The following is a 12,402-nucleotide window of genomic DNA, read 5'->3' as shown; positions in this document are numbered from 1 at the left end:
TCAGGGTTGCTTCAGGGACTCGATGAACTCGGAAGGCCGGCGATATCGGGCGATGGGCCACGGCTTCAGCGCTTTAATGAGACAGCCGAAGCCAAGGACCTCAAGCCGGCGAGCATTGGCAGCTGGCATCTCCTGCTTCGCCGCCACGCTCATGATCGCGTCGTGGATCGTCTTGCCAGACTCGACGAACGGATGGTGGCCGAGGAGGCATTCGGCCAGCACGATGGCCAGGTCGAACTGGTCTGTGCGCCAGTCGATTAGGGCCTTATCGTTCGTAAGCTGCTCTGGCGCCGCGTACGCAGGCGTGCCAGGCCCCATGTTGAGAAACGCCTGGGTGAGCGTGGGTTGGTCCAGCATCCGCACGATCCCGAAGTCCGTGAGGACTGGTGCCCCATCTTCCCGGAACATGATGTTGGCGGGCTTGATGTCTCGATGCACAAGTTTCTTGGCGTTCAGGTGCTCAAGCACCTCGGCGAGGGTTACAGCAATAGTTCGAAGAACCGCGAACGTGGGCAGGCCACCCGTTAGTCTGGCTTCGAGCGTGCCGCCGGCAAGGTACTCCTCGCAGACCACCCACAGTTGCATGCTGCCGTAGGCGTGCGGGAAGGCGTCGAAGAGCGTCGCGATCGCCGGGTGGGAACACCCCTGCAGCGCCATGGCCTCACGGATCAAGCGCTCAGGGCTGCCCGTTACTGCGGCCAGCTTTAGCGCAAATAGCGTCGGGCCGCTCTTTGCAAGATATGCGCTCTTGAACGCCCCCTTCCCGAGCTCCCCATGAAACTCAAAGCCGCGCTTCTGGCAGAGGTCTGCTGCTGCTGCGCTTAGGTCTAGCGCGGTGCTCATTGGATAGCGCGTCGAAATGCTCGTGCGCTTGCTCCCGTAGCCACCTGAGCAGGGCATCCTGCTCCGTAGCCTCTATGAGCACCTGCACGGCTGAGCCATTGAATGAACATAGTCCCACTCCCCTAAACGTGAACTCTTCTCTGTCCCGCATGGCTCTGCTGGCTACGTGTTCGGGAACGATGACGTAAGACTTGTTGGCGTACGCGGTATTTCGATACGCTTGATAGAACGCGCGCCTCCAGTTCTCGAGCTTAGCCTCGAAGGCCACGAGAGTCTTGCGACGGTGGCGTGCAAGTACGTCGACAACGCCGGACCTATGGTCCCACTCAGTGGTGATTTGTACGCGCCCGAATGCAGTCCGGCCTTTGGCCAAGCGGTTGACGAAGCTCTCCACAAAGTCCGCTTCAGTAGCGAATTCGGCATGACCTCCAGGCCGTGTTTTCTCTTGATTCATTGGTGCGCTGTTCTCAAGCTGCTTCTAAACAAGTTTAGCAAGAGGCATCTGCCGCCCCATATCACCATGGCAATTGGTTGGCAGTTGCTGCAGCAATAGAAGAAACTCTTATTAGGTCTCGAGCTAGCCAAGTGGTCAAGCATAGGGGGCGGGGCACATTGTTCGTGAGCATCTCTGGCGATGACACCTTCTTTTGACCTTCTAATGCCCTCGACCGCTTGCAGATGCGACTCCATACCGCCCTGGCGGGTGTTGACAGTGACGTCCATGGTGGCTCCTGCTGGAGCAGCAATGCGGCTTACCGCAGCCGTTCATGGTGGCGCCGTAAACGACTGCAATCGCTGCAAAGCAGTCAATCAACTCAAATCGATTGCTAGAGGATCAGAGCAGCGCATCAATCCCGCCGCACCCTCTCCACCTCCACCCGTCCCCCCTCCCCCACCCGTCCCCGCACCTGCGCCGCCTCCCCCGCCCGGGGCATCTTGTCCAGGCGCGCGCCGGGGGCCATGTGCAGGGGCAGGCCGTCCAGCCGGCCCTGCGCGTCCAGCGTTCCACCCAGGCGCACCTTGGCGCCCACGGGCACCGGGGCGGGCTGGCCTTGGGCGTTGCGGGCGCCTTGGGCGATCCAGTCGGCAATGAGTTGTGTGTCTTCCGCGCTGAGCCAGGGCGGGCCGTTGTAGGGCATGCGGGGGCGGGAGTGGCCTTGCACGCGGCGCAGCAGTTCGCTGGCGCCGGGCTGGCCGGGGACCACACGCACGCGGTCGGCCACTGCCAGCGCGGCCTCGTAGCTGGTGAGGCGGTAGCCCTCGGGCGGGGGGCCCATGGCGCCGTTGTCGGTGTGGCACTGGGCGCAGCGGGTGGCCAGCAGCGGGGCCACGTGCACCCAGGTCACGGGTTGGCCGGGGGCGGGGCGGGTGGCGACGGGCAGTGGTGTTGCGCTGGGTGTCTTGGCCGCTGATGCGGGCGTGCCTTCGGGCAGGCCGGCGCTGATCCAGCGTTCCAGCCGGGCCACGTCGGCATCGGCCAGCCAGGGCGGGCCGGTCATGGGCATGCGGGGCTGGCTGGTGCCTTTGACGCGGCGGATGATTTCGCTGCTGGCGGGCTGGCCGGGCTGCACCACGGGGCCACGTGTGCTGCCTTTCTTTACCCCTTCCAGGCTGTCGAGCCGCAGGCCGGCGGCGGCAGCGCTGGCGTTGTGACACATCACGCAGCGCTCGGCCAGCAGGGGGGCCAGGGTGGCCCAGGTGTCGGCGGGTGGGGTGGTCTGGGCGTGGGCCAGGGGGCTGGTGATGGCAGCGCCGGCCAGCAGGGTGGCAGCCAGGGTGCAGGCCAGGGTGAATGCGGTGGAGTGGCGGGGCATGGGCGTGCTTCGTCAAAAGGCCAGTATCTGACCGAGCGCGTACCGGCAGGTGGCCCGCAGTTCTTCGGGGTCCACCTGGCGGTCTTGCGGGATGCGGGCTGCGTCGCGAATGGCGTCGGTCAGGGTGTCGAACGAGGCGGCGCATTCCTGCACCACGGTGTGGCGCGCCCCTGGGTCGAGCGAGGGGGCGATCACGCTCTGCCAGTCGGTGGCGAACTGCTCCAGCAGGTGTCCGAAGAGCTGCACGGTGTCGAACACATACAGCAGGTCTTGCCGGTGTTTGTCGGGCGTGCGCTGTTTCTTGATGAGGAACTTCTGCACCATGAAGCACACCGGGTGGGCCACCCGCAGGTCCACCGGCGCCGGCAGCGGCACGCCCTGGGCAGGGCCCACCGGCATGACCCAGGGCGCGGTGAGCAGCACATCGAGGTGGCGGATTTTCTGGGCCGAGATGCCGCCGGCCAGCAGGGTGGCGTCGGTCTGGCCGTTGCGTTTGTAGCCGCTGCCGGCCAGTGGCGTGAGGAACTCTGCGTAGAAGCCATCGGCTTCGTTGCCCAGGGTGTAGTGGGCCACGGGCGGGCGCGTGTCGCCGGAGAGTTGTTCCTCAAAGCCTTGTCTCACCAGGGCGGCCTTGATGTCGCCCTCCAGCGGCACCTGGTGGTGAAACGCCAGATCGGTGTCTTTGGTGAACACGGGCTGAAAGCCCAACGGGTTGGCCTGCGGGTGCAGGGTGTGCAGCCGGTGCGACCAGCCGCCGATGAAGACCAGCTGACCCCGCCATGGGTCCAGCGCCTGCACCAGCCGGGCGAAGGCGTCCAGGTCGTTCATACGTTGCCTTGGTCCACCAGCGGCTGCAGCACCGTGGCATAGATGTGGTCGGCCTGCTCCTGGCCCCGCGCCGGGTGGCTGGACACGTCCAGCCAGACCTGAATGGCATCGGCACACAGGGCGCCGCCCTGGTTGACCGCGCCTTTGAAGGTGGCCTGGGGAGCCAGGGGCTGGCGCAGGATGAAGTCGGGAGGCCCGTCGGGGTGGCGGGATGTCTGGGCCCAGGCCGGGTTGTTCCAGTCTTGTGCCAGCACGGGCAGCTGGGGCACGTACACGTAAGGGGGAACGCCGCTCACATGCCCCACGCCCAGGGCGTCGGCCGCTGCAAACAGGCCCAGGCAGGTCTGCACCTGGTCGGACTGCAGCAGGGCCTTCAGTTGCTGCGCGACGGCTGCGCGCACGTTGAAGCGCATGGGCATGTCGAGCGGCCTGCGCAGGGCTGCGGCAAGCCAGCGCCTGAACAGTTCCTGGCGCCGCACCAGGCGCAGGCCGGCGCTGTATTCGTCCAGAAATCCTTCCTGCCGCAGGTGCTGCAGCAGTCGCGATGCGCTCATCTGGGAGCAGCCAGCGGCCTGGGCAAGCTCGGTGCCGGAGCGGTAGGTGTGCCGGGGGGCGTTGAGCCACTCGGCGCGGATCTCGGGGGCGAGCAGCACCTTGAGCATCCACTGGTTCAGGTCGGAGAAGGGGTTGAACGCATTGAGGGCCGTGGCGCGAATGGCGCCCAGGCGCCTCGCCCCGGCGCGCAAGCCGGAGGATGCGGGGGCCGCGATGTCGCAGGGTCCGTCTTCGTTCCAGCGCACCAGGCGCACGCCGTCAGGGGTGACGATGGCCACGGCGGCCTTGGGTCGGTAGGCGTCCAGAAACGCCACCACCCGGGCAAACAAGGCCTCCGGGGCCTGTTCGATCCACAACACGGCCATGGGCCGGGTGCCTTTCTGGTCGGCTGCGTGCCGTTGCGCCTGAAGGATGGCCTGTGACAGCAGGGGAATCACACGGTCTGCACGCCCCTGGGTGGAGGTCTTGACCTCCACCGCGTAGCGCATGCCGTCTCGCAGCAGCTCGCCGTCGGCAGCGGGTCCGGCACCCGAGGGTTCCGCCTCGGTGTATCGGGCGCCGAGCGCCGCAAAGTGGTCGGCCAGGCTGGCCACCACAGCGCTCTCCCGGTCGCGATCAAGTTGAATGGGCATGTGCAAGCTCCTGCAAACACGGCCATGTTATCAAACATGCGCATGATAGAAAACATGAACATGTTTGAAATGCCTGCATGCCCCTCAGCGCCCTGCCAGGCGCTGGGCCACGGCCTGGTTGATGCTGGCCAGGCCCTGGTAAGACAGGCGGGCCAGGGCGGGGCCGTCCACGTCCACCTCTTTCTCGACCTTGAGGACCTTGTTGGCGCCCTGCCCCATGAGGTTCTGCAGGGTGCCCACCACGCGGCTGGTGGTGTCCTTGTCGCTGTCGAAGGTCTTGACGGTGCGGAAGTTGGCAAACGCGCCGGGCACGGGCAGGGGCTGGGTCATGCGCAGCAGGCCGCCGCCCACGTGGGTCTGCACCAGGAAGTCGCCGGGGGCCAGGCCCACGGTGAGGCTGGACGATGCCTCGGCCGACGAGCCGCGCCGCCAGATGGACGAGCCCGAACCGGAGCTTTCCAGCTCGGCGATGTTGACCGTCTGCGTGACCGACAGGCCTTCCCAGTTCTTGCCGCCCCATTCGATGCGCTTGCCGATGTTGCCGGCGCCGATGCCGGCGAACCCGCGCGACACGAAGCGGGTGCCGGTGGGGGTGAGCACCAGCAGGCGGCGCTTGACCTGGCCCACGTTCTGGTCGATCCACACCGGGGCGCCGGGGGCGCTGCCGGCTTCGGTGGCGCTGTACACGCCGCCGCCTTCGGGCTCGGTGGTCTGCACGCTCAGGCCGGCGGCGGCCAGGCGGTCCTTGAAGTCGGCGTAGGCGCGGTCGGTGATGGCCTGCAGGGCGGCGATGTCGGGCTCGGGCACCTTGTAGGTGACGGTGGCGCGGGTGGCGCCGTAGTCGGTGCCCAGCAGGTAGCCTCCGCGGGTGTTGGCGCTGACCTCGCCGCTCATGTCGAACAGCACGCGGTATTCGGTGAGGAAGACGGTCTTGCCGGCCAGCGCCACCTTGCCATCGAGCAGGTTGTCGGCGGGCAGCAGGCTGGGGGCGGCGGCCAGGGCCGGGGCCACGCTGGCGGCGCTCAGGGGGGTGATGGCCAGGGTGCCGGCCGGGGGTGCGGCGGCCAGTTGCTCGAAGGCCTGCGCACTGAGCGGCTTGCCGCCGCCGTTGGCGCAGTCCCGGGCGTCGGCCAGGCGGGCCAGGAATTCGTGGCGGGCGGTAGCGCGGGTGGCGGCTTCGCGGGCCGCGTCGGTGGGGCCCAGGGCGGTTTCGGTCTGGGCCTGGGCGGTGGCGCCGGCCAGCTTGGCCGCGATGCCCCCCAGGGAGCCGAACAGCCCGGCCGCCACCTGCCCGGTGGCCACCTGGGTGCCCACGTTGGCGGCGGTGCCGGCCGCTGCGGTGCCCAGGGTGCGTTCGCCCTGGCCGGCGTCCATGAGGCCCTTCATGCGCTGCTGTTCGGCGGCGATGCCGGCGCAGTCGAGCTGGGCGTCGGTGGGCTGCACCCGCTCCTGGGCGTGGGCCGGGCCCAGGGCGGCCAGCAGGGCCAGGGTGGTGCTGGCCAGCAGCGCGGTGGGCTTGGGGTGGCGGGCCTGGGTGCCGGGCATGTCTCTTCCTCCTGAATGTTTGTGGGCATGTTAGGCGGGGATGGCGGGCAGATCAATACAAAAGCAAGCGTTTTCTGGCCTGTCGCTCGGGCAACTGTGGCGGTTTGACGCCAGCCGGGGGCCGTGCAAACCTCCGGGGCTTACGGACGCTTTCAGGACACTGCCTTGACCTCATCCACCCGCTCCACCCTCCCCGACCCGGTCGACCTCACCCGCACCCTGGTGCGCATCAACACCCTGCCCCCGGGCGGGCTGGAATCGCGCTGCATCGAGCCGCTGGCCGACTTGCTCTCGGCCGCCGGTTACCAGTGCCGGGTGGTGGACATGGCGCCAGGGCGCGGCACGCTGGTAGCGCGCATCGGCGGCCGGCCCGACCGGGCGCCCATGGCCTTTACCGGCCATGTGGACGTGGTGCCGCTGGGTTCGGCCGGGTGGACGCAGGACCCGTGGGGCGCCGATATCGTGGACGGGCGCCTGTACGGCCGGGGTTCGTCGGACATGAAGAGCGGCGTGGCCGCCTTCACCGTGGCGGCGCTGGCCTGTGCCGACATGGCGCGCGACGGCGCGGGCATCACGCTCATCATCACGGCCGGGGAAGAGACCGGTTGCGACGGCGCCTTCCACCTGGCGCGCCAGCCCGAGGCGCGGCAGTGGGTGGGCCAGGCCGGCGCGCTGGTGGTGGCCGAGCCCACCGCCAATGCGCCGCTGCGCGGCCACAAGGGCGCCTTCTGGCTCAAGGCGCTGGCGCAGGGCAAGACGGCCCACGGCTCCATGCCGCACCTGGGCGACAACGCCATCTACAAGCTGGCCCGCGCCGCACTCGCCCTGGAAAAGCACGACTTCGACACCCCGCCCCACCCGGAGATGGGTTCGCCCTCGCTGACGGTGAGCACCATCCAGGGCGGCATCAACATCAATTCGGTGCCGGATGCGGCGGAGATGACGGTGGACATCCGCACCGTGGCCGGCATGCCGCATGCGCAGGTGCTGCGCTGCCTGTGCGCCACCGCCGGGGGCGAGGTGCGGCTGGAGCCGCTGCTGGACCTGGAGGCCGTCTACACCGGCCCGCAGGACCCGTGGATGCAGCGGGTGCAGGCGCTCACCCTGGACACCTCGGCACGGCACCCGGCCCTGCCCATCGAACCCGCCCGCGCCGCCGTGGCCAGCTACTTCACCGACGCGGCCGCCCTGCGCCCGCTGCTGGGCATGCCGCCCACCGTCATCCTGGGGCCGGGGGAGCCGTCGCAGGCGCACCAGACCGACGAGTACTGCGTGGTGGACCGCATTCCGCAGGCGCAGCAGCTGTTCGAGGCGCTGGTGGCCGACTGGCATGCCGCCTGACATCAATCCCGATGGAATTGCCATGAATCAACACGAGAGTGATTACCGCAGCCCCACGGTGGCCCAGGCCCGGGCCGATCTGGCGCTGGCCCTGCGGGCGGCGGCGCACTTTGGCCTGTCGGAAGGCGTGTGCAACCACTTCAGCGTGGAGCTGCCGGACGGCTCGGGCCGTTTTCTGCTGAACCCGCGCGGCCTGCTGTGGAGCGAGGTGCAGGCCGACGACATCGTGATGGTCGACCTGCAGGGCCAGCCGCTGGCCGGCCGCCACCCGGTGGAATCGACCGCCATGCACATCCACAGCGGCATCCACCGCATTGCCCGCAAGGCGGTGGTGCTGCACACCCACATGCCCTATGCCACGGCGCTCACGCTCACGCAGCAGCGCGCGCTGGACACCGCGCTGTCGCAGAACGCCATGCGCTTCCATGGGCGGCTGGCGGTGGACGCGCTCTACAACGGCCTGGCGCTGGACACGTCGGAGGGCGACCGCATTGCGCACGCCATGCAGGGGGCGGACGTGGCCTTTCTGGGCAACCACGGCGTGGTGGTGTGCGGCCCGCGCATCGACCATGCGTTTGACGACCTGTACTACCTGGAGCGTGCCTGCCAGGCCCAGGTGCTGGCGGCGTCCACCGGCAGCCCGCTGCAACCGGTGGACGCGGCGCTGGCCGCCCGGGTGGCGGCGCAGATGCAGGGCGAGCGGCTGCAGTCGGAACTCTTTTTCGAGGCCTTGCGTCGTACGTTGTGACGAGGTACGCCATGTCTGAACACACCCCCACTCATACCCACTCCCGCCGCCGCCTGCTGCTGGGCGCCGCTGCCCTGCCCCTGCTGGCCACCACCGGCTGCGCGCTGGTGCCGTTTGAAGCCCTGCCCCCGCTGGCCCGCAGCCCCCTGCCCGGCCCGGGGCCGGATGCGCGCATGCGGGCCCCGGCCGTGGGCCAGCGCTGGACCTATGCGTTGCTCAACCAGTTCAACAGCGCGCAGCTGGACACGGTGACGGAATCGGTGGCATCGGTGGGCGACACCGTGGTGGTGGCCCGCCGCTCGGCCAGCGGGCGCGATCTGCCCGAAGAGCGGCACGGCCGCTGGGGCCAGCTGCTGCGCGACGCGGCGTGGGACTACCCGCTCAACCTCGACGAGCCGGTGCCCCTGTGGCCCGCCGCGTGGGTGCCGGGCAGCCGGCAGTCGCTGTTCACCCGCTACCGCATGGACGGCGGCTCGTTCCGCTTTGCCATCCAGGTGCAGGCCGACTCCATGGGCTGGGAGCGCATCACGGTGAAGGCCGGCAGCTTCAGCGCGCTGCGGGTGGAACGGCTGATCCGCCTGCAGCACGAGGACTTCACCCGCCTGGACACCGTACGCCGCGACCGCCTGTGGCTGGCGCCCGAGGTGGGCCGCTTTGTGGCCCGCGAGACATCGGGCCGCTACCTGATGTCGGGCAACGGCTGGGATTCGCAGGCGGAGTCGCTGGAGGACCATTTCCGGTGGGAGCTGACGGGCTGGGCGTGAGGGCGGCCCTCTCCAAGGGTTAACCCGGTTCAGCCGGGTTTTGTTTTGCCCGTATTCTTTGTATACAGAGCTTTGTATACAGAATACACAAGGCCACCAACCACCCCACCACCCGAGGAGAGACGCCCCGTGAACACCCGCGACAAGAACACCCTGGCCGAGCCGACCGAGAAGAAGCTGATCCCCTACGGCGGCTACTTCACCAACAAGGTGCCGGGCCACGACCCGGAGCTCACCGAGGTGGGCCCGGGCACGCCCACCGGCGAGTACATGCGCCGCTTCTGGCACCCGGTGTGCATGGCCATGGAGCTGACCGACACGCCGCGCTTCCTGAAGATCCTGGGCGAGGAGCTGGTGTGCTTCCGTGACGGCAGCGGCCGCATCGGCCTGCTGCATGCGCACTGCGTGCACCGCGGTGCCTCGCTGGAGTACGGAAAGATCGAAGAAAAGGGCATTTCGTGCTGCTACCACGGCATGGTGTTCGACATCGACGGCACCTGCCTGCGCGTGCCCTTTCCGCAGGGCGAGGAAGAAGAAGGCGAGCGCTACCGCTGCAGCATCCGCCAGGGCGCGTACAAGGCCTTCGAGCGGCACGGCCTGATCTTTGCCTACATGGGCCCGCCGGAAGAGGAGCCGCCCTTCCCCGAGTGGGAAGGCAACTTCACCGTGGCCGACGGCGACGAGCTGGTGCCCTACAGCAACTTCCAGCACGCCAACTGGCTGCAGGTGCAGGACAACGCGGCCGACAACTTCCACACCATGGCGCTGCACGCCAAGCGCCAGGTGACCGGCGAGCACTACCAGGGCACCACGTTCGACGAAGTGGGTGCCGCCAGCATGGAGGTGCCGCCGGACATGCACTTCGTGCCGATCCATGGCGGGCGCGGCCTGGCCTGCTCGGGCGCTCGCCGCTCGGACGACGACCACATGTTCATCCGGGTGCAGCACCAGGTGCTGCCCAACCTGAGCCTGCACGCCTACACCTCCGAAGACGGCAAGGCCAAGAAGCTGTTCAGCCGCTTCCACATGATCCGCTGGACCGTGCCGGTGGACGACCAGAACAGCAAGATGATCGGCTGGCGCGTGATGGGCCCGGGCATCGACACGCGCGGCGTGGGCGACAAGAGCCTGGTGGGCTACGAGACCATCGACTTCCTGGAAGGCCAGGTGGCCATGCGCCGCCCGGAGCGCTTCGGCCAGTACAAGCTGGAAGACATGCCGCCGATCCCGAGCGACCACCGCGCCCGCGCCAACTACAAGGACTGCCAGTACGCCCCGGGCGACTACGAGGCCATCATCAGCCAGCGGCCGATTGCGGTGCATGCGCTGGAGAACCCGACCAAGTTCGACGCCGGCCTCTACATGTTCCGCAAGCTGCTGCGCGATGCGGTGCGCGGCACCAACCCCAAGGCCACGCCGCAGGAGTTTGCCAACTGGCTGCGCGAGAACGGCGGCGCGCCCAACAGCTACTGCTCGGGCAACGTGTTCGACCTGCCAGTGGGCCGCACCCGCGAAGAAGAGGTGACGCTGCGCCGCCACCTGGCGCGCGAGGTGGTGGCCATCATCACCCAGGCCGAGACCCTCAAGGGCCAGGAGCGGGCCGACTTCGTGAAGACGAAGATGGAAGCCCTGCAGCAGGACGTGCTGGCGCGGAGGGCCGCTTGAGCACGCTGAACCTGCGGGTGCAGGCCATCCGCCGCCAGGCCGAGGGCATCCATGCCTTCGAGCTGGTGCGGCCCGACGGCGGCGAGCTGCCCGAGGTGCAGGCCGGCGCGCATGTGGACGTGCACCTGCCCGGCGCGCTGGTGCGCTCGTACTCGCTGGCCGGCGACCCGGCCGACCGCCGCCGCTGGACGCTGGGCGTGCTGCGCGAGAAGGCCGGGCGCGGCGGCTCGGCCGCCCTGCACGACAAGGTGAAGGTGAGCGACGGGCTGGCCGTGGGCGAGCCGCGCAATGCCTTTGCGCTGGCCCAGGGTGCGCGCCACAGCGTGCTGCTGGGCGGGGGCATCGGCATCACGCCGCTCAAGGCCATGGCGCACACGCTGCACGCGCGGGGCGAGTCGTTCGAGCTGCACTACTGCGCCCGCACGCCCGACCATGCGGCCTTTCTGGACGAGCTGCAGGACCTGGTGCCACCCGGCCGGCTGCACCTGCACTTTGACCAGGGCGACCCGGCCCGGGGGCTGGACATCGCGGCCCTGCTGCGGGTGCCGGCCGAGGGCACGCACCTGTACTACTGCGGCCCGGGCGGCTTCATGCAGGCCTGTGCCGACGCCAGCGCGCACTGGCCGGCGGGCACGGTGCATTGCGAGCACTTCAAGCCGCCGGTGAGCACGGCTTCTGCCCTGCCGGCCGGCGCGTTCGAGGTGCGGCTGAGCCGCCAGGGCATCACGGTGCCGGTGACGCCTTCGCAGTCCATCGTGCAGGCGCTGGAGGCGGCCGGGCATGGTGTGCCCACGTCGTGCCTGTCAGGGCTGTGCGGTGCCTGCAAGGTGGGTTATCTCGAAGGCGAGGTGGAACACAATGACTACATACTTGGCGACGACGAGAAGGCCCACTGCCTGACGCTGTGCGTGTCGCGCGCACGCAGCCCGGTGCTGGTGCTCGATCTCTGAACCGCCCCTCTGCCACCCAACCCGATCACACCTTGACATGAACCTGGCCCGGATCAGCAGCCGAACCGACTATGTGGACGAGGTCTACAAGACCTTGCTGGACGCCATCAGCGCCGGCACGCTGGCGCCGGGCGAACGCATCACCCAGGAAGACCTGGCCGAGCAGCTCAATGTGTCGCGTTCGCCGGTGCTGCAGGCGCTGCGCCTGCTCAAGAAGGACGGGCTGCTGCAGGAGGCCCCCGGGCGCGGGCTGGTGGTGGCCCGGCTGGAGCCCGAGCGCATCGGCCACCTGTACCGGGTGCGCGGTGCGCTGGACGGCCTGGCCGCGCGGCTGGCGGCCGAGCGCGGCGAGCGCATCGATCTGGCCCTGATCGAGGCAGGGCGTGCCGCCGCCGCCGGGCAGGACGTGAAGGCCATGATCGAGGCCGACACCGCCTTCCACAGCGCCATCTACGAAGCCTCGGGCAACCCGCTGCTGATCGAGAACGCCTCGCTGCAATGGGTGCACCTGCGCCGGGTCATGGGCGCGGTGCTGCAGCACAGCAGCGGGCGCAGCATCATCTGGGACGAGCACGAAGCCATCGTGCAGGCCATCCACGACCGCGATGCCGACCGCGCAGCCCACCTGGCCGAACACCATGCCAGCCTGGCCGGGCGCAACCTGGTGGAACACCTGCAGACCCTGCAGTCCACCGCGCCGCTGGCGGCATAAGGACA

The 12,402-nt window shown here is 68.8% G+C and carries 11 protein-coding genes; 6 read left to right on the top strand and 5 right to left on the bottom strand.

Features of this window, described 5'->3' with window-relative positions; genetic code table 11:
• The 5 genes from WD026_RS02085 to WD026_RS02065 form a co-directional block, all read right to left on the bottom strand.
• A complete protein-coding gene (locus WD026_RS02085; protein ID WP_425722002.1) occupies nucleotides 1–843 on the bottom strand; it encodes a serine/threonine-protein kinase in 843 nt (280 codons plus the stop codon).
• A gap of 848 nt (nucleotides 844–1,691) precedes the next feature.
• Nucleotides 1,692–2,657 (bottom strand): c-type cytochrome domain-containing protein, encoded by a 966-nt coding sequence (locus tag WD026_RS02080; protein ID WP_425722001.1) that lies wholly within the window; start codon nucleotides 2,655–2,657, stop codon nucleotides 1,692–1,694.
• Nucleotides 2,658–2,669: 12 nt separating this feature from the next.
• The gene (locus WD026_RS02075; protein ID WP_425722000.1) at nucleotides 2,670–3,485 is read right to left on the bottom strand and encodes a GSU2403 family nucleotidyltransferase fold protein; all 816 of its coding nucleotides are present in this window, start codon (nucleotides 3,483–3,485) and stop codon (nucleotides 2,670–2,672) included.
• On the bottom strand, nucleotides 3,482–4,672 hold the full coding sequence (locus tag WD026_RS02070; protein WP_425721999.1) for an RpiR family transcriptional regulator: 1,191 nt from the start codon (nucleotides 4,670–4,672) through the stop codon (nucleotides 3,482–3,484). Before WD026_RS02070 ends, WD026_RS02075 begins: the two co-directional genes overlap by 4 nt.
• Nucleotides 4,673–4,756: 84 nt before the next feature.
• A complete protein-coding gene (locus WD026_RS02065) occupies nucleotides 4,757–6,217 on the bottom strand; it encodes a hypothetical protein (RefSeq protein WP_425721998.1) in 1,461 nt (486 codons plus the stop codon).
• Between the two features lie 165 nt (nucleotides 6,218–6,382).
• On the opposite strand from WD026_RS02065, the gene WD026_RS02060 reads away from it, so the two are divergent.
• The 6 genes from WD026_RS02060 to WD026_RS02035 all read left to right on the top strand — a co-directional run bounded on the left by WD026_RS02060 (nucleotide 6,383) and on the right by WD026_RS02035 (nucleotide 12,397).
• Nucleotides 6,383–7,558, top strand: coding sequence for a M20 family metallopeptidase (locus WD026_RS02060; protein WP_425721997.1), 1,176 nt, complete (start codon nucleotides 6,383–6,385; stop codon nucleotides 7,556–7,558).
• Nucleotides 7,548–8,306: an aldolase gene (locus WD026_RS02055; RefSeq protein ID WP_425721996.1), complete on the top strand. Its 759-nt coding sequence runs from the start codon at nucleotides 7,548–7,550 to the stop codon at nucleotides 8,304–8,306. The genes WD026_RS02060 and WD026_RS02055 overlap by 11 nt, the downstream gene beginning before the upstream one ends.
• A gap of 11 nt (nucleotides 8,307–8,317) precedes the next feature.
• Nucleotides 8,318–9,070 carry a hypothetical protein gene (locus WD026_RS02050; RefSeq protein WP_425721995.1) on the top strand — a complete coding sequence of 251 codons (753 nt, stop codon included), beginning with the start codon at nucleotides 8,318–8,320 and terminating at the stop codon, nucleotides 9,068–9,070.
• Nucleotides 9,071–9,199: 129 nt separating this feature from the next.
• On the top strand, nucleotides 9,200–10,735 hold the full coding sequence (locus WD026_RS02045; protein ID WP_425721994.1) for a Rieske 2Fe-2S domain-containing protein: 1,536 nt from the start codon (nucleotides 9,200–9,202) through the stop codon (nucleotides 10,733–10,735).
• Nucleotides 10,732–11,685, top strand: coding sequence for a PDR/VanB family oxidoreductase (locus WD026_RS02040; protein WP_425721993.1), 954 nt, complete (start codon nucleotides 10,732–10,734; stop codon nucleotides 11,683–11,685). The genes WD026_RS02045 and WD026_RS02040 overlap by 4 nt, the downstream gene beginning before the upstream one ends.
• Before the next feature lie 37 nt (nucleotides 11,686–11,722).
• Entirely contained in the window at nucleotides 11,723–12,397 is a 675-nt protein-coding gene (locus tag WD026_RS02035) for a GntR family transcriptional regulator (protein WP_425721992.1), read from the top strand.
• The last annotated feature ends 5 nt before the right edge of the window (nucleotides 12,398–12,402 follow it).

The sequence above is a fragment of the Hydrogenophaga sp. R2 genome (assembly GCF_049843595.1).
Taxonomy (GTDB): Bacteria; Pseudomonadota; Gammaproteobacteria; order Burkholderiales; family Burkholderiaceae_C; genus Hydrogenophaga.
Note: the sequence above shows the minus strand (reverse complement) of the source record. Positions and strands in the feature narration are given on the sequence as shown.

Coding starts and splice junctions, on each gene's coding strand:
- WD026_RS02085 (WP_425722002.1), bottom strand. CDS start 843: ATGAGCACCGCGCTAGACCTAAGCGCAGCAGCAGCAGACCTCTGCCAG.
- WD026_RS02080 (WP_425722001.1), bottom strand. CDS start 2,657: ATGCCCCGCCACTCCACCGCATTCACCCTGGCCTGCACCCTGGCTGCC.
- WD026_RS02075 (WP_425722000.1), bottom strand. CDS start 3,485: ATGAACGACCTGGACGCCTTCGCCCGGCTGGTGCAGGCGCTGGACCCA.
- WD026_RS02070 (WP_425721999.1), bottom strand. CDS start 4,672: ATGCCCATTCAACTTGATCGCGACCGGGAGAGCGCTGTGGTGGCCAGC.
- WD026_RS02065 (WP_425721998.1), bottom strand. CDS start 6,217: ATGCCCGGCACCCAGGCCCGCCACCCCAAGCCCACCGCGCTGCTGGCC.
- WD026_RS02055 (WP_425721996.1), top strand. CDS start 7,548: ATGCCGCCTGACATCAATCCCGATGGAATTGCCATGAATCAACACGAG.
- WD026_RS02050 (WP_425721995.1), top strand. CDS start 8,318: ATGTCTGAACACACCCCCACTCATACCCACTCCCGCCGCCGCCTGCTG.
- WD026_RS02035 (WP_425721992.1), top strand. CDS start 11,723: ATGAACCTGGCCCGGATCAGCAGCCGAACCGACTATGTGGACGAGGTC.